The 20,142-nt window shown below is 65.4% G+C and carries 17 protein-coding genes; 5 read left to right on the top strand and 12 right to left on the bottom strand.

Annotated features, from left to right (window positions below):
- Positions 1 to 4: 4 nt before the first annotated feature.
- From LL946_RS04765 to LL946_RS04755, 3 genes are all read right to left on the bottom strand, one after another.
- Entirely contained in the window at positions 5 to 1,213 is a 1,209-nt protein-coding gene (locus tag LL946_RS04765; protein WP_404385306.1) for a CHC2 zinc finger domain-containing protein, read from the bottom strand.
- Positions 1,210 to 1,851: a hypothetical protein gene (locus LL946_RS04760; protein ID WP_404385304.1), complete on the bottom strand. Its 642-nt coding sequence runs from the start codon at positions 1,849 to 1,851 to the stop codon at positions 1,210 to 1,212. The genes LL946_RS04765 and LL946_RS04760 overlap by 4 nt, the downstream gene beginning before the upstream one ends.
- A 367-nt stretch (positions 1,852 to 2,218) precedes the next feature.
- Positions 2,219 to 2,728 carry a hypothetical protein gene (locus LL946_RS04755; protein ID WP_404385302.1) on the bottom strand — a complete coding sequence of 170 codons (510 nt, stop codon included), beginning with the start codon at positions 2,726 to 2,728 and terminating at the stop codon, positions 2,219 to 2,221.
- Positions 2,729 to 2,810: 82 nt separating this feature from the next.
- Here LL946_RS04755 and LL946_RS04750 point away from each other — a divergent pair, with 82 nt between their 5' ends.
- Positions 2,811 to 3,410 (top strand): hypothetical protein, encoded by a 600-nt coding sequence (locus LL946_RS04750; RefSeq protein ID WP_404385300.1) that lies wholly within the window; start codon positions 2,811 to 2,813, stop codon positions 3,408 to 3,410.
- A gap of 449 nt (positions 3,411 to 3,859) precedes the next feature.
- Here the strand turns inward: LL946_RS04750 and LL946_RS04745 are convergent, their stop codons facing one another.
- Positions 3,860 to 5,191, bottom strand: coding sequence for a type IV secretory system conjugative DNA transfer family protein (locus LL946_RS04745; RefSeq protein ID WP_404385298.1), 1,332 nt, complete (start codon positions 5,189 to 5,191; stop codon positions 3,860 to 3,862).
- Positions 5,192 to 5,612: 421 nt separating this feature from the next.
- On the opposite strand from LL946_RS04745, the gene LL946_RS04740 reads away from it, so the two are divergent.
- Positions 5,613 to 6,749, top strand: a complete 1,137-nt coding sequence (locus LL946_RS04740; protein WP_404385296.1) for a hypothetical protein — start codon at positions 5,613 to 5,615, stop codon at positions 6,747 to 6,749.
- A 109-nt stretch (positions 6,750 to 6,858) separates the two neighbouring features.
- Here LL946_RS04740 and LL946_RS04735 read toward each other — a convergent pair whose 3' ends face one another.
- The 5 genes from LL946_RS04735 to LL946_RS04715 are packed head-to-tail and all read right to left on the bottom strand — an operon-like array spanning position 6,859 to position 12,177.
- Positions 6,859 to 8,331, bottom strand: coding sequence for an ATP-binding protein (locus LL946_RS04735; protein ID WP_404385294.1), 1,473 nt, complete (start codon positions 8,329 to 8,331; stop codon positions 6,859 to 6,861).
- On the bottom strand, positions 8,328 to 9,776 hold the full coding sequence (locus tag LL946_RS04730) for an SCO6880 family protein (protein WP_404385292.1): 1,449 nt from the start codon (positions 9,774 to 9,776) through the stop codon (positions 8,328 to 8,330). The genes LL946_RS04735 and LL946_RS04730 overlap by 4 nt, the downstream gene beginning before the upstream one ends.
- A 15-nt stretch (positions 9,777 to 9,791) precedes the next feature.
- Positions 9,792 to 11,114 carry a hypothetical protein gene (locus LL946_RS04725; RefSeq protein ID WP_404385290.1) on the bottom strand — a complete coding sequence of 441 codons (1,323 nt, stop codon included), beginning with the start codon at positions 11,112 to 11,114 and terminating at the stop codon, positions 9,792 to 9,794.
- Positions 11,111 to 11,893 carry a hypothetical protein gene (locus LL946_RS04720; RefSeq protein WP_404385288.1) on the bottom strand — a complete coding sequence of 261 codons (783 nt, stop codon included), beginning with the start codon at positions 11,891 to 11,893 and terminating at the stop codon, positions 11,111 to 11,113. Before LL946_RS04720 ends, LL946_RS04725 begins: the two co-directional genes overlap by 4 nt.
- The gene (locus LL946_RS04715) at positions 11,893 to 12,177 is read right to left on the bottom strand and encodes a DUF6112 family protein (protein ID WP_404385286.1); all 285 of its coding nucleotides are present in this window, start codon (positions 12,175 to 12,177) and stop codon (positions 11,893 to 11,895) included. Before LL946_RS04715 ends, LL946_RS04720 begins: the two co-directional genes overlap by 1 nt.
- 183 nt (positions 12,178 to 12,360) lie before the next feature.
- On the opposite strand from LL946_RS04715, the gene LL946_RS04710 reads away from it, so the two are divergent.
- The gene (locus LL946_RS04710; protein ID WP_404385284.1) at positions 12,361 to 14,658 is read left to right on the top strand and encodes a hypothetical protein; all 2,298 of its coding nucleotides are present in this window, start codon (positions 12,361 to 12,363) and stop codon (positions 14,656 to 14,658) included.
- A 45-nt stretch (positions 14,659 to 14,703) separates the two neighbouring features.
- Here the strand turns inward: LL946_RS04710 and LL946_RS04705 are convergent, their stop codons facing one another.
- A complete protein-coding gene (locus LL946_RS04705) occupies positions 14,704 to 15,714 on the bottom strand; it encodes a C40 family peptidase (protein ID WP_404386791.1) in 1,011 nt (336 codons plus the stop codon).
- Positions 15,715 to 15,820: 106 nt separating this feature from the next.
- Here LL946_RS04705 and LL946_RS04700 point away from each other — a divergent pair, with 106 nt between their 5' ends.
- Entirely contained in the window at positions 15,821 to 16,351 is a 531-nt protein-coding gene (locus LL946_RS04700) for a hypothetical protein (protein WP_404385282.1), read from the top strand.
- 138 nt (positions 16,352 to 16,489) lie between these two features.
- Here LL946_RS04700 and LL946_RS04695 read toward each other — a convergent pair whose 3' ends face one another.
- Both LL946_RS04695 and LL946_RS04690 read right to left on the bottom strand, forming a co-directional pair.
- Complete coding sequence (locus tag LL946_RS04695; RefSeq protein WP_404385280.1) at positions 16,490 to 17,992, bottom strand: hypothetical protein; 1,503 nt, start codon at positions 17,990 to 17,992, stop codon at positions 16,490 to 16,492.
- Between the two features lie 205 nt (positions 17,993 to 18,197).
- Positions 18,198 to 19,193: a hypothetical protein gene (locus LL946_RS04690; protein WP_404385278.1), complete on the bottom strand. Its 996-nt coding sequence runs from the start codon at positions 19,191 to 19,193 to the stop codon at positions 18,198 to 18,200.
- Between the two features lie 159 nt (positions 19,194 to 19,352).
- Between LL946_RS04690 and LL946_RS04685 the strand changes: the two genes are divergently transcribed.
- A complete protein-coding gene (locus LL946_RS04685) occupies positions 19,353 to 20,105 on the top strand; it encodes a DUF6994 family protein (RefSeq protein WP_404385276.1) in 753 nt (250 codons plus the stop codon).
- Positions 20,106 to 20,142 lie beyond the last annotated feature (37 nt).

Below are 20,142 nucleotides of genomic sequence, written 5' to 3'. Positions count from 1 at the left end.
TCCTTCACATGCGAGGGGTGAACGCGGCTTTGGGAGCGGGTGCCGCCCCGCTGGGGGCCAGTTGCGCGAGTTCGTACGCCGGGTGGCGGGCTTGGGTGAGCAGACTGCGGAGCCCGCCCGACCCGTGTTCGGCGATCCAGTCGGCGGGGTCTCGGCCCGACGGGAGGTCCGCGACCGCGACGGGGTGACGGATGTGCCGGTGCAACAGGTCGACCCAACGGGTCGCTCCATCCCGGCCGGCAGGGTCGCCGTCGAAGGCGAGAAACACTCGTTGCGGGGACAAGGTCGAGACTTGGCGTGCTTGGTCACGGCTGACGCTGGTGCCGCCGGTCGAGACCGCGATGACTGGGAGGTTCGCCGACACAGCTGCGGCGGCGACCGCCAGGACGTCTAGTGGTCCCTCGACGACGACAACGTGAGCTGATGCGTGGGGGTGGGAGGCGAGTGAGTAGAGCATGGTGGACTTGTCGAATACCGCTGTGCGCGTGGGGTTTCGGTACTTCGGACCGCGCGAGTTGTCGAGCGTTTCGCGGCCGATGAACCCGGTGAGGTGCCCGGCGGGGTCGCGAACCGGGACGACCAGGCGGCCGCGCAGGGAGTCGATGAGGGTGCCTCGACGGGTGCGCTGCGCCAGGTCCAGCGCGAGCAGCTCGTCGTCGCTCACACCGGCCCGGCTGAGATGGTGGGTGGTCGTGGTCCACTCGGCGCCGGTGTGCCCGACGACCTGAGAGCCGAGCGTCGCCTCTACCGGGGCGACGTCGAGACCGCGGTGGTTGCGCAACCAGGAGAGAGCGAACGCGTGGTTGACCGGCCGAGTCCATCGCTGCCACGCCATCTCGTTGATCTCCCAAGCGCGCTCCGGCGCGACGTCGATGGCGGGCGGCCGCGGAAGGTGAAGAACGGGCGCTCGGGGAGCGGACGGCATACCCAGGCTGTGGTCGTTCTCGAGGTAGGCGACCGCGTCGCGGAAGGTGAGATTGCGCAGGCGCGCGACGTACTCGATGACGTCACCCGACGCGCCACAACCGAAGCAGTGGAACCGGTCGGGGATGCCGCCGACGGACAGGGACGCGGTGTCGTCCTCGTGGAGGGGGCAGCAGCCCATGAGGGACTTGCCAGTGGCGCGGAGTTCGACTCCGGAGGCGGCCACGACATCCTCGATGCGGTGCCGGGCGCGGACGTCGGCGACGTCGATGATGCCGGTGGCGGTCACAGCGATACAGCCGGGGCGAGGGCCGCTGTTTGCCCTGCGGCAGTGACGATTTGGTGGATGTGGGCGAAGTTCTCGGCCGTCATGTCCGGGTTCGCGGCGAGGGCCTGGCGGTAGGCCAGCTGGACGAGAGTGCGGTTCGTCTTGTCGGCGATGACGGCGTAGGTGTCCCACGTCTTGTCGTAGGCGTAGAGCAGGCCCTCGGTGGCGCCGGGTTGGCGCTTGAAGGAGATGCGAATGTCGCGGTTGGTGCCCCAACGCATGCCGAAGTCCTCGTCGAGGCCCCAATCGCTGTGACGTGCGTCGAAGGCTTTGGGGCCGACCCATTCGAGGCTGGGCTTCGGAGTGGGGGAGCGGCCGGTTGATCGCGTGATGATCTCGCGGAGATCGTCGACTTCGGTCACGCCACCGTGCAGTGCTTGGCGCAGTTGCGTGATGGTCCGGCTGAGAGTGGGCTCACGGGGAGCCTCGAGGGCCACGGCCATCAGAAGGTAGGCGTCGCGGCGGCCCTCTTGATAGGGCGAGCCGATGTCGCTGTCGATGACGGCGTGATTGTTGATGGCCATCCGCAGGGCGATGGACTCGGGGTCCACACGCGCTGTGTCCTCGGCGGTGTCGTCCGTGTTGGTGCTGGTGTCCATCGTTCCGCCCTCCCCGCGCGACTCGATGTCGCGCTATGAGGAGGACACCGTCAGCTCGGGGCACTCAGAGGCTTGGATTTCAGTGCGCAGGCCGGGCTCGGTCGCCTCACACTGAGTTAGCCGATTCCGCCGGTATAGAAGCCGCTACACGCCGGCCCTGAGACGTGGGCGGACGAGTTGGAGTGTCGACCTGAAACCGGTCCTGTGAATCGGAGTCGATCGCGGTCTGGATGCCCGCACACCTCGGTATACGACGGCATACGACGGCATGTTATTCATCCGATGGAGTCAGCCGCGTGTACCCGCTCCGCGCACGGCGAACGCCGGGCCACTCGTCGCAAGACGCAGACACTCAGGATCTCCCGGCTCAGCAGGCAATGATTCCGAGATATCGACCTAGGCACTCACCGCACCAAAGTCCAGTGCGCCCGCTCACTGGCCCTGTGGGCAGGTAGTTGCGGCACCCTTGGCACCAACCCCACCCCTGCCGCGTCGTGACGAGGACTTGTTCGACCGCCACACCGAGTGCCTGCAGCGGCTGTGGAGCAGTTAGGTCGATTCCAACGGGGTCGGCAGCGTCGAGTGTTGGCGGGCCCGCAAGACCGCCCATGAATTCATCGGGTCTGGCGACGACAGCACGCGAAGTCGACAGGCCGAGCAGGACCTGCAGCGGGGTTCCCCTGCCAAGCCACCTGGTCGGCTCAGGAAGCAAGTTCAAGCGGCGATCGTCAACGAGGCGCCAGTCGCCTCCGATGAGTTGCACGAGCAGTCCGAGATCCACCTCGAAGTAGGCAGCGAGGCTGGCGCACACCACGATCGAAGGCGTCGCAGGGTCGTCCGGAATCACCGAAAGAGAAGCCTCAGCGGTGCCAGCCACGCCGAAAGTCTAGGGCGCCACGGTGACATGGGGATTGCGAATTGGGGGGACTTGGGTTGGTGGCCGGGAGTAGACAGGAAACATGCCCACTACGACACACCTGATCGGCGCATACGGACTCCATTGGGAACGCAAAGAGGTCGACTGGCATCCCGGGCAGGGGCGCACGTGGCAGTTGCTCGGACGACGCGGCAGCAAGTCCCCAAGCCTACGAATTTGTGACTTCCGGCCGGCCGCCGGCGTGTATGTCCTCGAGAAGCGGGGTGCACCGGTCTATGCAGGGCTTGCGAGAAGTGGACAGGGCTTCGGCGCTCGCCTACTGGCGCACACCGGCGATTCAACCAAGAGTTGGACGAAGTTTTCGTGGTTCTCGTTCGACGACGTTTGGATGGATGAGCGACGGAAAACGTACGAGCCCTATCCGAAAGGCTGGGCCCATGTTGATTTCCGGGAGCACCTCGGGCGAACTGAGATGCGGCACATCGTCGGAGAGCTCGAGGCCCTCCTCGTGAATCTCATCTTCGAGGGGCAGCTCGTCTCGAACATCCAACGTCCCCAGTTCGCGGTCGCCAAGGAGTGGCAGCAGGTCACAGCCACAAACTTCCGGGCATCTGGAATCTGCCACCGTGTCGACCCAATCTGGTTCGCCGACGCAGGTCGGCTAGTTCGACCAGTCAAGTGATCCAACCTGCCGGTTGGCCAACTGTTTGAGGCGGCGGGCCGCCTTCTGCGCACTCGATCAGCGCGTCGATGGGCTCATCGAAGCGCGGTGCTCGTGAGTTGAGCATTGGGTGACTGCTGCCTGGTCCCGGAGATAGGCCACGCTGTCTCTCACTGCTCTGATCCAATCGAGCCCGGCCGTTGCCGGTGCCCTACCAACAAAGCAGCCGCGCTCGGAATCGCGGAGGGCGGCCAGAGTTTCGACCATGGCGTTGTGCCGCTCCCAGCAGGGCGGGATGGTGCGGACGTCGAGAGCGAACCTCGAGACGAGGGCGTCGACCCATAGGCGGAGGTCGGTGAGCAGTGCCTCGTACTCGCCGTCGCTGAGTGAAGGCACGTGGATCGGACCACCGCCCATCGGCGCCGGTGCTGGCGAGCTGGCCACCCTGTCCTTAGGTCGCGCATCCGTTGTCATGCCGCTCCGCTCACTGGCTTGACGGCGCCAGCGCGAATCTCGGTTTCGACGGCGGCTCGATCGGCGGTGAGCTGCGTCGCATCCTTGCGTCTGGTCCAGGGGTGGAGGGAAAGGGCGATGGCTGGGGCCGCGCGCATGAGGAGGATCGCAGTGCCGAACGGCAGAGTGCGCAGCTGTGCCGGCTCAACGATCGGCACCTTGCTGCTGGACGTCGAAGTGGAGCGGCGGCCATCCGTCCCGCGGCTTGTCGAGCGGGTGACCTTGTGTCGCTGCCCGATCAGACGGGAGAGGTCCTCGAGGTCACGAGCGTTGGAGCCGCCGCCAAGGATGATTTTGACGATGGCCGCGTCCCAGATCGCTTGGGCTGCGTGTTCGCTCCAGACGTGTCGAGCCTGCGCCAAGGATTGCAGGACGACGATGGTTGAGATGCCTGTGCCACCGCCGTCGGACATGAGCGAAGGCAAGGACGGGAGAGGGTAGTTCGCAGCTTCGTCGAGGATGAGCGAGAGCGGCGGATCGAGCCGTGCACCGGGTGCAGCGGCGGCTCGCCGGCGCGCCGTTTCGACGATGTCCTCGATGAATGCGGCCACGATGCCGGAGGTGGCGGACGCCCCGGTGGAAGTGCCGAGCAGGTAGAGAATGCCCTTGGCCGCCAGGAACGCATCAGGGTCGAAGTCCTCGCCAGGGTTGGGGGAGAGGGCGTCCAAGACCGTTGGGTCGCCAAGGGCATTGAAGGCAATCGTGACCATGGCCCACACGGAGTCGCGTTGGCGAGGATCGGCGTTCAGGATGCCGTCGAGGGCTTGGTCCCAAGCGTGGGCCGCGTGCTCATGGGTGGCGAGGACGTGGACGGCCTCGCTGGCGTGAATTGCCGACAGGGACCAGCGATACAGATCCCGGCTGGTGCGGCCGCCCAAGTCCGCAGCATGCAAGAGACAGCGGACGGCTTGCTCGGCCGAGGCCTGCCAGAAGTTGGCATCTGTGGTGCCCTCTGCGCTCCCAGAAGTCAGGCCCTTCGCGCGGATCATCGCGATGTGCGGGTCTCGGCATCCGCGGATTGGAGACCAACGGGTCGACGACCGTATGCCGGGGGCGAGCCCTTGCGGGTCGAAGACAGCTACCGGGCCGGTCGCCTGACGAGAGCGAAGGGTGACGGCAAGGTTGTCTGGGCGGGTGCTTGTGGTGACGACGGCGCCGGGCGCGTCGAGGATGAGTGGGATCGACAGATGCAGTCCCTTGCCCGATCGGGGTGGGCCGAGGACGACGACCGAGTCCTCGATGGAGGCGTGGCAGGCAACGCCTCGCGAGGTGCCGATGCGGTATCCCACGTCTCTCAGGCTCGTCGCCGCGCGCCCCGGTAGCAACGTCTCGGCGCTCCTTCGCAGCCGGCCCCGGCCAGCTGCGCGCCTCACCTCAGCCCGAGGCGCCGCGTGCGCAGAGAGTCGGTTCGGGCCAGTCTGGCGTCCGTTCGAAGTGATCCCGTCGCGTTCAACCAGAAGCAGAAGCCCGAAGCCGGCGGCGAAAAGCAGTAGCGACGGCCATGGCGCAGCCATGGCAGTTTCGTTGATCGTCACCGTGACCCCTCTCGTTTCCGTTCACTTCGGAAACGAGAGGGCGGGGGCACCGCGACACACAATCATCGAACCTGTGACGATCGGCCACTTCTAGGCGATCAAGCCCGTCGACGCAGCGAGCCCGGATACGCTCCGAGAGTCGATCACCCCCGAGGAAGTGCCGAGGTCCCGAACCGTGTCAGACCCCGTGGTCGAAGTCCGAGAAGGCGAGGTCGACGAGGCTGCCGACCGCGCGCATGTCGATGCCGAGCGGGCCGAACTGCGCCAGTTCGTGAGCAACCTATCTGCCGCCGAAATCAAGTCCGGTAGCTGGTTCACTCGATTGCTCTCCCATGCCTTCCGCACGTACACGAAGACGGTCGACTGGCAGTACTTCCAGAACAAGTACAGGGGAGTCCCCGCTGATGCCATCGTCGATCAACGCATCAAGATTGCTGCTCGCTATGCGGCGCTCGAAGGCGGGCTCTCCGCCAGCGCCTACACCGCTACGGTTGCTGCGACGATTGGATCTGGCGGGGGAGCTTCCCCGGCAACCGTGCCTGCGGCCATTGCGACAGTGATGGTCGACGTCGCCTACATCACGCAACTGCAGTTGCGCCTCGCTTACGACATCTCGGTCCTCTATCGCGTTCCGCTCGACGTCTCAGACCCCGAAGATCTGTGGAAGCTCATTCGTGTGGTGTTCACGATCAAGAGTGGCGAAGTCGCGCGCGAGGGCGTGGTCAAGGTTGTCCCTGCGATCGTGCGTCCGTTGATCAAGCGTTACTACTCGAAAGGCGTCCTCGCCGCGGGCAGGAGCCTCCCCGTCGTCGGGAAGTTCCTGCTCCAGCGCAACGTCATCAAGATCGGTATTCCGCTCGTCGGGGTTCCGCTTGCGGTGGTGGTGAACCGTTACACGACGCAGATCGCTGGCCGGCACGCCCGCGCCGTGTTTCGAAATGAAGCGCGTGTGTTCGAGTTGGCCACCGGTCTGTGCGACGCAACCCGGCACCCCGAGCTAATGCTCTGGGTCGCTTGGTTGGTAATCAATGCTGACGGCAAGATCTCCGATGATGAGTCATTGCTCTTTCGGCATCTGGTGAGCATGGTCGCGGAGAAGCACCAGGTTGTTGACGAGCAGCTCGCGAATGTCGTAGCCATCGACCCTAGTGACGTCTGGAAACGCATCCTGGCGGAGACCGGGGACCTGAGCGACCTCGTTGACGTAGGTGTTCGGGTTGCGACCGTGGACGGCGATGCGAACGCGCGGGAGCGGCAACTCCTCGCTGAGCTGGAAGACCGATGTCTGCCGAGCAACACGAACTCGGACTAGGAAGCCAGCCTGCTTGCCGGGATCGATGCCCGGTGATTGAGGCCGGCGATCTCTGCGGTGCAGCCGGCCAGATCGAAGGCCATTTCAGTTTGACGGCCCGCCGTTGGCCTCATTCGACACCTGCAGGTGACGCGCCAAACATCCGCTGATTGGTGTTGAAGACAGACCGTTCGGCCTCAGTCGCGAGGTGACGAACCACGAATGCCCGACCGCCTACTCGCCAAAGCCCTTCTCCCTGTTGCAGATCGGGCAGCTGGTCGCGCTCCGCGGTGGTCAGCCCGAGCTGCTCGGCCGCATGCCGGGCCTCGCTGACCTCCTGCTGATACACGATCTTCGTCGAGCAGTCACCCAGCAACCCGCGAGCCAGGGCCCGCGCCTCGGACCCAGCATTACCAACAGCATCGAGGTCCGAAAGCCGGTGCACCACAAGCAGATTCGCGATCCCTAGCCCGCGTGACAGCTTCCACTGCGACTGCATCCGTGCGAGCAACGCGGGCTGACGCATGAGCCTCCACGCCTCGTCGTAGATCACCCAGCGCTGACCGCCGGCCGGGTCGGCGAGTGCCGACTCCATCCATGCCGACGCGCACGTCATCAGCATCGCCATCAGCTGGTCCGAACCGTGCACCCGCGATAGGTCGAGCGTCACCATCGGCAGCGAAGGATCAAGCGTGACCGTCGAGGGGCCGTCAAAGAGTCCCGCCAGATCACCGGACACCAGGCGTCGCAACGCATGCCCGACCTCACGACCGTCCCGCGCCAACTCCTCCACCGTCGCCCCCGGCAGCCCAACCATGGGAGTGAGCATCGCGTCCACCACCATCGGCAACGTCGGAGTCCCGCTCGACGACACGGCCGACGTCAGCGCCGCATCGAGTGCCGTGTGCTCAACCGCACGCAACGGCCGACCAAGAGCTGACTCGGCCAGCGATCCGACCAAAACTCGACGCCGCTGCGCGACCTCCCGAGCCCACGCACCTTCATCGAGCAGCGAGCCACGCGGCCCAGGATCGAGCGGGTTCAACCGATGTTGCGTCCCACTACCCAACTGGATCGAGACCCCACCCACAGCCTCCGCGACGGCGGTCCACTCACCCTTCGGGTCACCGGGCACATAGACACGTCGCCCGACCGCGATCGACCTCGTGGCCATCGATTTGGCCAGGAACGACTTGCCCTTGCCCACCACTCCGGCGAGCAGACAGTTCGGATTCGTCAGCACCCCGTTGCCATAGAGCACCCACGGGTCAAAGCAGAACCCGCCACCAGACCACGCGTCCTGCCCGATGTAGACGCCCTCCGACCCCAGGCCCGCCTCGGCCAGGAACGGGTAGGCACCTGCGACCACGTCCGAGGTCGCGCGATGTGCGGGGAGTCGCATTCGACGGAGTGAGCGTCCCGCCTCCGGTCCGTGCTCGCCTTCGGCGGGCAGGTATGCCGGCCGCTCGGCCTTCGCGTCCTGCTTACCGTCGGGTCCGCGAACCTTTTCGAACAAACGGAGCTGTGCGGCACCCGGCCGGCCGGACGGCATACGCCGTCGTTTTGCTGAGGCACTGAAGAAGGTTTCATTCGTGCGCTTCATTTGGATACCTTCCGACCGAGCGGCAAAGCGGCTGCGGTGAATGCGCGTGCCTGCTGGCCATACAGTCGCCGCGTTTCGCAGCCGGATTGGATTGCGGCGCGGGCGATCTCGGCGACCGCAGCCTCGAGCTCCTCGATTGAACCGGCTGTGATGGCGACGAGTCCGGTGAACCGGATATCGGCGTGGCCGGCGATGAGGGCGCGTTCGCGATCGACGACGTCGGAGGCTTCCACCGAGTCCGACAGGTCGGCGATGACACCGAGCTTGGCCTTCTGGGCGGCGTCGGTGGCGTACTCGACCTTGGCTCGGCGGATGTCGCGGATGGCTTCGTCCGCGGGGATCGGCTCGTAGGTCATTGAGATCGTCTTGCGGATCCCGGGCTGGAAGACGAGGGAGTGCAGGAAGAACGGGGGAGCGGCGACGCGCGGCCACTCGTTGACCCAGAGGACCGCTGAGCGGCCGGTGTCGTGGCGGACGTGGTCCCAGTGCTCGTCGACCGCGACCGGGCCAGCGGTCGCGAGTTGGGCAGTCGCCTGGTCGGTGGAGCCGAAGGTCGGGTCGTAGGCGGTGCGAAGGGTCGCGGCGACGTCTTCCTCGCCGAGCCAGTTGTCGAGGTGGATCTCAGCCGCTCGAAGACTGGTCTGGAACGACGTCATCTCCTGCTTGAGGAAGGCGGCTGCTCCGGCGATGCCACGACCTGACTGGCGGATGAGGGGCCGTGCCTTCCGCAGGTCGAGCGAGAGCGCGGCGAGCGTGCGGTGTGTCGAGGCCGCGGGGACGACGGTGGTCATGAGTTCTTCGTATTGCCGGACGACCCAGCCACCCCTCTCGGCGGACGCGTGGGTCTCCCACCAACCTGTGATGCCCCGGCCGGCATCCGGGAGCGTGACCTCGAGGATCTGGACCCGGGTGCCGCTGCCCGTGGCGGCGAGGTGGGCGAGGGTGCGCGACCAACCATGGACCCGGCGGGCCTGCTCGTCCGGCGACTGAAGGACGAATGAAGGGTGCCTGAGGATGGCGACTGCCGTGAGGGTTTGCGCGTGCGGATCGTGCAGCATCGCGGCGCCTGTCTCTGCGTCGATGAGGAAGCGCAGTGCTGCGGCGTCCCCGGGCAGCGCGAGTGTGCCTGCAGGGCGCGGCTGTTCGGGTCGTGCCCGAAAGCGGGTCTGGCCGGTCGCCCCGCGCCATGCGTAGTGCGCGGCGGTCGGGATCCACTCGATCAGCGGGGTGCCGCGCCAGGGGACGAAGGTGGCCGCGATGGCGCTGCCCCAGATCGGCGAGGTGAGGGCGGCGCCCTGGGCCCCGGCGAGGAAGAGGGCGGGGACGAAGGCGGCGACCGCGACGCAAAGGGAGGTGAGACGGAGGGCCGAGAAGCCGAGGAGTACTCCTCGGCGAGGCAGTCGCGCGAAGCGGATCGAGGGAGCCGTGGAGGTGGTGTCAGTCATTGAATGACTTCCTGATCAGTTCTTCTGCGGCGGTTGGTGCGGACCTTGTGGCGGCAGTGTGTGTTGTTGTGGCACGGCATCTGAAGGTGTCGTGTGGGCGGGCGGGCCGCTTCCGGAAGCTCCGCTTCGCGGGGTTTCAGTGAGGGTGAACCCGGCTGGGGTCGTCGGATTTGTCGCGGCCGAGGCTGCGGCTGGGCCGCGAGACTCGACGGCCCCAGCCGAGCGGTTGGAGGGTCCCCGACCATGGGCGGCCGGTTGGTCGCCGGGGTGAGGAGCGTTCTCTAGTGGGCCTGGTAACCGTTGGGCCGCCTGTTGACCTCTGGCCGCCAGTGCAGCCGCGGCTCCCGCGCCACCAGTCGCAGCCATGGCTGGCATGAGCGCTCGGCTCGTTGCTCGCATGGCGGCCACCTTTTGCGGCGCCGCGATGAGGCTGCGGGCGCCGGTGCCGGTCTGACCGGCGGCGGCGTGCGCCGCGTGCATCGCCTCTCCGGCGAAGCTGAACATCTTGATCGAGACCCACGGTGCGAGGCCACCCATCAAGAGCACGAGGGACCCGCCAATGACCTGAGTGACTTGCTGGCTTGCGCCGTCGCCGTCCTGCCCGGCTTCGTTGAGGACGAAGACGCCGATGGACAAGATGATGACGAGCAGCAGTTTGGACGCGATCATCGCGACGACGAACTCGATCCAGCGACGCACCCAGGCGCGGGAGAAGTCGGCGGACGCTCCGGCGAAAGCGATCGGGGCCAGGACGGCAGCGACCAGCAGCATGAGCTTGCGCGCCAGCATGGCAGCCCACACGATCACAACCGCCGCGAGAGTGACCAGACTCAGCAGCAAGACGACAGCGGGGTTGGCCTGCGAGGTGAGCCGGGCGACGGCGAGTTTGGCGCCGAGACCTTCGGCGTTCGTGCCCATGGTGGCTTGGACTACCCCGGCGCTGAGCGCATCAACGGCAGCGAGGAGGGCTCGGGTGGCGGCGAGCGCGAGGGCGGTGCCCAGCGTGGCGGTGATCAGACCTGAGAGAGCGCGTTGGAGGCCGCCGGGCTCCTGCCGCACGACAGCCTTGATGAGTTGTACGGCGAAGAGACCGACGCAGATCACCGCGGCGATCGATCCCGTGATTGCCATCTCCCGCAACAGATTCGGTGAGGTGAGATCGAGCGTGGTGGCCTCGTCGATCTGCTCCCACAACCAGGTCGTGGCCTTGGCCGCTGCTTCACCGAAGTAGCCGGCGATGTGGGAGAACGTCGAGGTCGCGGCCCCCGCGGCTGCGTCGTTGACCGATTCCTGGACCAGGCAGAGGGGGTTGAGTTTGTTCGGCCCGGGGCAGCTCATGACGGACCTACCGGGATCGAGGTGAAGGTGATGACGCCGACCACGCCGAGGGTAGCGCGGACCGGGGGACCTTCGAGGTTGAGGCTGACGGCGACGCTGAACCGCTGGGTGCCTGCGGGTGAGGTGCGGGTGACCGTCGCGGAGACCTCACGGGCTGTGACGCCGGGATCGGTGATGCGTCCGCTGGCGACGGCGTTGGTCCACACGACGGGCTGGTGAATGCGCTCGACCTGGGCGGTGTCCACGGTGCGCTGGCTGGCGAGTTGCGTCCACTCGTCTTGCTCGGGAACGGGTGCGGGCCCGGCCGTCGAGTCGGTCACCGACCAGACAGCGAACCGATCCCGCGCGGACTCCGGCACCAAGCCGATCACCAGCGGTTCCGTGGTGGCTGCGGACTCGGCCTGGACCCAGGCCAGATGGGAGTCGCGCGAGACCCTGGCGTAGTCCCGCGACAGGAGGCGCCGGACGAATTCGGTGGCGTAGAGGTCAGCTTGCTCGGTTGCGGCGCCATTGATCCGAGGGGACGCGGGCTTGCCCGCATATCGCGGTGTCGACGCGATTCTCGCGAGCCCCTGCTGGAGTGCCACGTCAGTGGTGCCGTCGGGCTGGCTCGGCTCTGCGACGGCCTCGCGTTGGGCAGGTGCCGACTGTTGGGGCGCGGACACTGAGGGCTGTTGGCCATCACCACCGTGGACGGCGGCAACGCCGATCGTCGCGGCAAGGACGACCACGGCCAGCGCGACAGCGACAGCGCCCCGCGGCATACGCGAGGTACCCATTACCGGATCCCGGCGCCCGCGTTGTTGAAGAACGTGACCAGGGTGCTGGCGGCGCCGAGCAGCATGGCTGCGCCTGCGGCCACGACGACGCCGGACTTGCCCTTGCCCGCGACGTGCGGGTTGGACGAGTGGCTGCCGATGGCCCAGGCGACGGATGACAGGGCGACGCCAGCGACGGCGGCCACGAGTCCAAAGGTGAGGAGGCCGCCGACGATGTCTTCCAGTGCCGTGAGGCCGGGAAGTCCGCGGGTGTTGGGCTGGATGTCAATGAAGGGAGCAGACATGGCAAGGGTGCCTTTCGCAGCAGAGGCGGGCCGATCCCGCTCGTACTAGGACCACGCAGCCACCGGGGCACCATGCGTTTGCACTCACGGTCGCTTGCCCGTTGACCACGGTTCCCATCGGCGTCCCACGCAGAGTTGCCAAGCCGGGGTCCCTCCCGCTCGCCCTGTGGTGAGGTAGTGGGCATGGTGAGTTCGTTCTCGTGGATCCCGATTCAATCCGCACCGAAACGGCCGGGCGAGGAGTATGCGAACCTCGTCTCTGCACCTTGGGTGCCACCCGATGGCGTCCTCGTTGTCAGCGGGAAATTTGGTGCCTTCGCGGTGATGACCGCTCAGCGCCACGAGGTCATGGAGGGAAACCTGGGAGACGTAACTTCGATCTATCGGCGCGACGCTGGTGCGCCAGTCACCTGGTCCTTGATCACCTACCGCGCTGACGGTACGGCTCATGTGGGTGACGCTCACGTCACGACTGCACCCCCTGGCGCTCCAACAGGTTGGTTCGAGGAGGTCTCCGCGATCCTGGAGGCCCACGATGAGAAGGTTCTCGCGGCTGCCCGGAGCGCCTACCGCAAGGAACGGCGAGGAGTTGCGCTGCTGAAGCGCCACAAAAGACTGGCGAGCTTGGCTAGCCAGCCCCCTTCCGATCTCAGGTGGCAAGTGCACGGTAGGAAGGGGCCAGATGCACGGATCCTGGTGAAGCGGGGGCGCGACATCGTTGGCCGTCTCCTATTGCCATGGAACGTTCTGACAGTCACAAACGAGGAAGAGCGCGAGGCGGTTGGCGATTTTCTCGAAGAAAGTGGCCATTCGGTCCGGCAACCCATCCACGGAACGGCACGCGGCACGGACTTCGTTGCCTGCGTCGAGTGGATTGGCGCCTGGGGAGTCTTCCAAGCCTCTTTCGGAGACGTGCCGAATCGGGTGCCGGCCGCACTGTACTTTCCGCCGGAGAAGCAACTCATGGTCGCGCGCGAGGTCTGGGTGGAGCCGTTCAGAGAGGTGATTGAGCGGCATGGCCTGCCTGTGAATGGGATTCTGGAAGTCGAAGTCCCGGACGGGTATGACCCGCGCCTCTACAAGAAGCTCCAGCTGTACGCCACCCACGGTGAGTACGTGTCGCGGCCCCGCAGAGCCCAAACTGTCCTTGCCGAGATGGAGTCGCTTCGGCGCCCTGCACCGCCAGGACCTGGCCCTCTTAGCGCCAGCGTTCGAGAACTGGTCCCCGTAAGCGTTTGCGACGCTGTGGATGAATGGATCGATGCTGGTGTGATCGATCCGTGGGCTCGAAGGAACGAGTTCAGCGATCACGTTTGGTGGACGCACAGGACAGCTGCGCTCACCGACTTGCAAGTCTCAGCGTTGACCGAAGTCACCCCGCCTGGCGCCCTTCCCGGCAATGTGGATCTGACCGTTGCATGGGCCCATGACGTGTCCCCTCAACACGTCCTTATGCTCGCGGCCCTCCGACTGCGTAGTGAGCACCCGATCTGGTGGCGGTCGCTCCCGTGGCAGGAAGCTGATCTACCCAGACGGGGGCTGACTCCCACCGAGCACGCACAGGTTCAGACCAGCCTAACTGAGATGAGCGCGCCGCAGGCAGCGGCCTCCGGAGCCCCAGCGTTGGTCGATGCACTTCGGTCGGGGGCCCTGCAATACCCTGATCTGCCCGCGCCACTTTCGCAAAACGACCATGGACGCCTTTTTCTGGCAGCCGGGAGATTGGCCCACCAGGGGATCGGCAAGGTCGGTGTCAACTTCGACCCCACTTCATCGTGTGCCGTCTGCTCACGAGGATTTAGCCCCGCAGCGCACTCACTCGATAAACTATTCATCTTCGGGACCTCTCAGATCTGCGGACCTTGTACGGAAGCCGCCGACTTCAGGAACCCCGCGGACCGTTGGGGAAGTTTGAGAACGAAAGGCGCTCTCGATGCGCTAAAAGTCTTGGCCGGCTCCGCGGGAGGCCCTCCCTCAAGGCAGCTCCTACGAGGGAACCTCGCGGCCGATGCCACCCACGAAGAACGCATTGCCCAAACCCTGCTGCGCATGCCGCTGCCAGGGCTGGCCCGGATTGCTGGCGAACCGCAGTGGTCCTGGACTGACTGGCTCAAACAAGCCGGACTTCTGGCTAACGGCTGGCGCCCGTCGTTTGGTGTCCATTCGACTGCCACGGATGGCCATCCCTGCCGATCCATGCTTGAACGGCACATTGACGATTGGCTCTTCCAGCGCGGCATTGCCCATGAGGTGGAGCCGTCGTACCCCTTTCACGCGGACCTGAACCCCACGGGCCTTAGCGCTGACTGGCTCATTGAGGGGATTTATGTCGAGGCAGCAGGGCTGATGAATCGCAGCGACTACGCGGAAAAAATGTCGCGGAAAGAGGCCCTGGCCGCGGCACTTGATGTAGAAGTCATCATTGTCACTCAAGATGATCTGGATCGGCTCGACGCTATCTTCGGGCGATGGCTGGGCTAAGCCACCCCTTGAGTCATAGTGCGCTGGAAAGCACTCCGAGCCTGGCTACGCGATGTGGCGGACACCTGCGACGCCGCCCGCGATGTAGGACTTCAGGCTCACCACCTTGACGACGTCGCCGGTATGCGGAGCCTCTACGACGCGACCTGAGCCGATGTACATGCCGACGTGACCCGGTGAGGCCATGGTCCCCAGGCCGCCGGGGATGGCGATGAGGTCTCCTGGCAGGAGGCGGTCGAGGTCCGTGGCCACGCCGTCGTGCATCTGGGTGGTGACAACGCGCGTAATGGAGACGCCGGCTGTGCGCCAGGCAGTCTGGGTCAGGCCGGAGCAGTCGTAGGAGTCGGGACCTTCTGCGCCCCAGACATAGGGCTTGCCCAGTTGTGCCAAGGCGAACGAGACGGCGCGCTGGGCTGCTGGACTCGTTCCTGCAGGGAGAGTGAAGCCGGTCGGGAGCGCTACCGGCTGACCGTTGGTTGGGGCTTCGCATTCCACTGACGTGCCGAGGACAACGTCGACGATCCGCGATGCTGCGGCGGCGTGCACCAGGTAGTTGCTACCGTCAGAGAACGCAGATCGCTGCACCTGTTGGGCGACAACCCAGGGCGACCGCACCTCCCAATCCCTGACCTCGAGGAGAGCGTCAAGGAAAAGCCCTGTCGAGACGATCGGATCCATTCGTTGGGCTGCGCTGCCCCAACCGGGTCGTTGCTGGAACAGGCCGAGCGAGTCGTGGTCGTAACCCCATCCCTCGTTGGGCAGCTGGGTGCCGTTGGGGTCGTTCGGGTTTCCGAGGTTCTTGAGATTGGACTCCGTGATCGCAGTCATGACTGCGATCTGCGCGGCAACCCGGCCTCCACGCTGCGTCGCAACGGCGACGATCGTACGGGCGTTCTTGGCTTGGACCTCCGAGAGAGTGGCGACGGGACCGGAGCTCGCGCAGATTTCTGCGCCCGATGCGGACTGCGGCACGGCTCCGAGGACGACTACGAAGCCCACCAGCGCGACCGCTGCGGCAGCAGCAGTGACGGCAGCAGCGATGCGGGCGAAGGGCATGTCAGCCACACGGACTGCATGGGGCACCTTCCGTTGTTCCTCTTGCGATGTCAGGCCCCAGCGCGAGAGTGTTGTCAGTCAAGGTGCGCCAGGTCAAGGAGGGAACGTGCGCGCTGGTGAGCGGACGGCATACCCGACGGCTGTTGTTTCGGCAGCGGCCGAGGATGCGCGCGCGCTCGCCTTGGAGCTCGCGGGGATGAACCCTCCGCAGCGCATCGACGCGATGGCGCTGGGGGTGGTGACCGAGCCGGGGGAGGAGGTCCTGCGCGCGGTGATGTGCTGGGTGCGGTGGCGCGTTGATGGTCAGTGGAGTGAGGCCTTGTGGTGCCGGGGGATCGTGACCACGCAGCGCCTGCTCGTGCGTCTGCCCGACGGCAGTCTTCGCTCTCAGTGGTGGTCCACCGTCGTGGGCTTCGATGCTGATCTTCATGCCGGGCACGTCGTGCTCGACTACGGCGACGGGCGACCTCGGCAGATCGCGGGACCGGCTGCCGCGGTCGTTGCAGTCGCTGGCATCTACGTGCTCTACGGCACAGAGGCGTTGGTCAAGCACCCCAGCCTTGAGCCCCTGCGGGCGCATGAGCCCCCTCCCGACGTTGAGCGGGGGTCGAAGCGCCAGTCATGGCCACTGTCCTGACGAATGGACTGCGTGTCGCTGGTTCAAGGCCTTCGACTTTGGAGCCGTTCTCCGAGTCTACACGCTAAGCGCAGAGCCCAGCTCGGTGCACCGCTCCAGTGCCTCACTCCAGGATGTCAGTTGGAGACACAGGAGAACTCAGAAGCCGAACAGTTTGCCGAGCGCTGAAAAAATCGCGTCGAACGTCTTTGCGATCGGGTTGCTGGGTCCATCAGTGCTGGATTTCTGCCAGAAGAAGGGTTGGTGGCCAGTGAACTCGTCGTCGACCAGTGGGGTTTTGCGCCGCAAGTACGGCCAGAACACTTCAGTTCGATTGACACCTACTCTCAAGCGGGAGTCGAAGCCCATCACGAGGTTCTGTTCCATCTTGGTGGACCCGCCCCGAGGGTTGGTCACCACAACATCTCCGCTGCCCTGAATGATCAGGCTGCCGGTGCCAACGAACATGATGTAGCGCACCTGCCACGTCGCAAGGGCTTGGATGCCCCATCGCCAGCGCGTCTGCAGCTCCGGTGTGCCGATGACGCCAACAACGTGCTTCGGATGCATCACCAAGCCTGGGTGGTCCTTGAAGTCGATGCGCATCAGGTACGAGTTGGGGTCATCGGGTGTTGCCAGCGTCGCCGAACTGCCGCGCTCGTCGCCGGTGATGCGGCTCAGTCCGTGAAGCCCGGCCGCGAAGCTGATGAACGGCGCCGTCCAGTCGTAGAGAAGTTGGCTGCGTATCTTGCCTTGCACTGGACGTACGTGCTCCGACCGCGCGGACAACACTTCACCGGCGCCCAGCTGGATCGCCAGGGTCCGCTGGGCATCCGTGCTGCGAAGGTCGGCAGCCGCGTTCTCAGACCCAGCTGCCAGGTGGATCGGCTTGTGCATCCGACTCACCATCGGCATCAGCAGGAAGTAGCTAACGATGCGCAGCGCTACGGGCAGGACGAGTGTGAGCAGCGCAATGGCAGCCAACCACTTCCACGACCGAGCCCATAGGTTGACCACCCGCCCCACTCCAGATGCCTGGGCTTCCTCCAGGCTCTCCTCTTCGGCCTTCTTCTGGCCCAGTTCTGATTCCTTGTTGTTGATTTCTCTTTGGATGAGGGCATGGTCGCCGCTCTCACCCAATCGATCGAGCTTCTCCTGATTGGTCAGGGCGGGGTCGCCAAGGACAGCGGCGACCTCCTGAGCCTGGCCCAGGCTTGCTTCGAGGGTGTCCAGCGCCTCATCCGCCTTCTTCACCGCCATCTCGGCGGATTTGCATGCGCTGCCGGGTGTCACCAAATCGATGAGATCCCGGACGAAGCCGCAGACTTCTTGCTGGTCGTCACGCAGACGCTCTATCTCCGCCTTCTTCTCGGTGACGTTGCGGCGCCCCTTCTCGATCTCAGCGTCGATCTCGCCCTCCAGCGACGCGATCGATTTTCTTTGAGCCTCCGCGGCGGTGCTCCTGAGTTGCTTCAGGTCCTCCTCAACAGCTGATCGGTCTGCGGCAATCTGTGGCAGTCGATCCCGCTCTGCGACGGCATCCCGGAGAGTTGGGATGGCGGCGTGCATAAGCAGATAACCGAGAAATAAGCCGGCCACCAGCCCAAGAAACAGACCCAGCTTCCTCATCAGGAAGCCGAGGACAGCCGACATGAGACGCATGCGCGCGATCCTAGGCTCGAACTGCTGCGCGCGGATGACGACTTCGTGCCCATCGCAGAGCGATCACACTGGGGCTGCGAGACAGCCGAAGTCATCGCAGAGCACTATGGCGTCGAAGATCCGGTTCCCGCCAGCGCCCTGACGGCTGTCGCTGGCGATCGGTTCGGCACAACGATGCCTCGGCCCTACGCCAAGCTAGTACTGGTCAGGGCTTGACCTGCACGGTCTTGTATCGGGAGAACCTCAGTTCGTATCCGAACTCCTCGCCTTCAGGGGTGAGGGCTCTCCCCGTGGTGCTGTCGACCTTCCAGAGCCAGGGCATCACGTATCGAGTCTCGTCGTCGTCGGAGAGGGTGTCGATCAGGTTCCGGGCCCTGTCCCGGAGGAGTTCAAGCTCAGCGGGGCTGGTCGCTCCGGTTCCACGTTGTCGGCCGTCGGCAGCGGTCGCCTGAGCCAAGGCCAGCAATCCGTCATGGTTGGTGAGGTCGAGGGTGACCGGTGCCCCTGCTAGTTGGATGTCCCTCGGCTCCGTTGGCGAGATCGGCTGGTCAGCACGGCTCGGCGTAGTGGGAGCCCGGCCTGTGATCGCCTGCCGTTGTTCGGAGGGTCGCAGAATGGTTAGGTTCTCGATCACGGTGCGCGCGGCGGCCAGGTAGGCCCGGACTTCCGGACGCCCATCGGCGCCCCACACGCTCTCAACCAACGGCAGTACCTGGGTCCACTGCAGGTGGCTGTATCTCTGACCGTGGCCGAGCGCCGGTGCGGGCTTGGTCAATAGCCCGGTGATGTAGGTGAGGTCGACGCGGGAACCGGGGTGTGCCGCTGCCGCCAGGTGCAGGTAGTAGGGAAGCTGGTCAGCTCGGTGGCTGCCTGCTTCCGATTTCAGCTCGATCACCCAGACCCGGTCGGGCCAGAGCACCGCCCAGTCGGGCCAGCCGTTCATGGCTGACTCCTCGACCTTGGGCAGCAGGTACTCATCAACAAAGACGTCAGGATCCGCCGCTGTTGTCTGGTGCGCCTCATCGCCGTGCGCCAAGGCGTCCAGCAGGTGCAGGAAGCGGATGCCCTGCTCGCTTGGAGTCCGCGCGACATTCCACGGAGGTGGATCGCCACCCACAATCAGCGTCGTGAGCACGCGTTGAAGGAACTCCTCACGACCCAACTTCAGTCGACGCCACAACTCCGGAGGGCTCTCCCACATGCTCGCAGCGTAGATCGCTCTGCCGACACCGACACCCCGGACTGGGGAAGTGGCAACGCGCGGCCGGCCCTTCACCTGAGTCGCTGTGGCCACGTACCGCAGCGGCCCGAGGGTTCTGGAAAGGAAGCCGGGCAGCATCTTCGCTGCGAAGATGTCGCCATGAGTCAAGGCGAGCACGACTTCGACGACGAGTTCAACTTCGAGACGGACCATCCACGCGCGACGAAGCCCGACGCGGACAGCGACAGCCCGACGCTTCGCACTTACCACCAGCGGTTGTGGTCCAAGAAGCTGAGGTCTGGAGCCATGTTCGTCTTGGAGGCGCCCGCCGTCCGGCGCGAGGGCTATCTCATCTACGCGGACGCGTCAGGAGACCAGCACTGGTTCGGCAGCGATGCCATCACCAACTCCTACACGCGTTGGTTGCGGCCCAAGTCTTTGGTGACCTCGATCGCAGCGTTGACCTCGGAACAGAAGGCTCGATACCTGCACCCGCCGTACACCGTCGGCAGCACCATGATCTGGCCTGTGCGATCGAAGGACCGACCAACCATCAATCAGGCAAGGGGGACCCGTTCTCCCATCGCTGATCGGATGGACCTCACCCTCGAGTGCGTCCGGCGCCACTACCTGGGTGAGGGAGGCAGCCCGCTCGCGGATGTTCTGGCCGCATATGGAGACTTCTTCGCGTTGTTCGAGGGGTTCAATGAGTTCGTGGACTTCTTCCACTTCCAGGACTTGGTCACCCCCGACTACGAGAGCGTCCGGTTCTACCTACCACTGGAGGACTTCACGCGTAGCGGGCTACCGCAAAGCGTCGACGAGTACATGACCTGTATGGAGGCGACGCTGTCCCTGATACAGAACCGCCAACGACGAATGTCGGAGTGGATCGCCAACCAGGCGAGTTGAGCCGGGAGATTCCTGCTGCCGCAGGTCCTCCGCGGAG

This window comes from Knoellia locipacati (genome assembly GCF_044791685.1).
Classification (GTDB): Bacteria; Actinomycetota; Actinomycetes; order Actinomycetales; family Dermatophilaceae; genus Knoellia; species Knoellia locipacati_A.
Note: the sequence above shows the minus strand (reverse complement) of the source record. Positions and strands in the feature narration are given on the sequence as shown.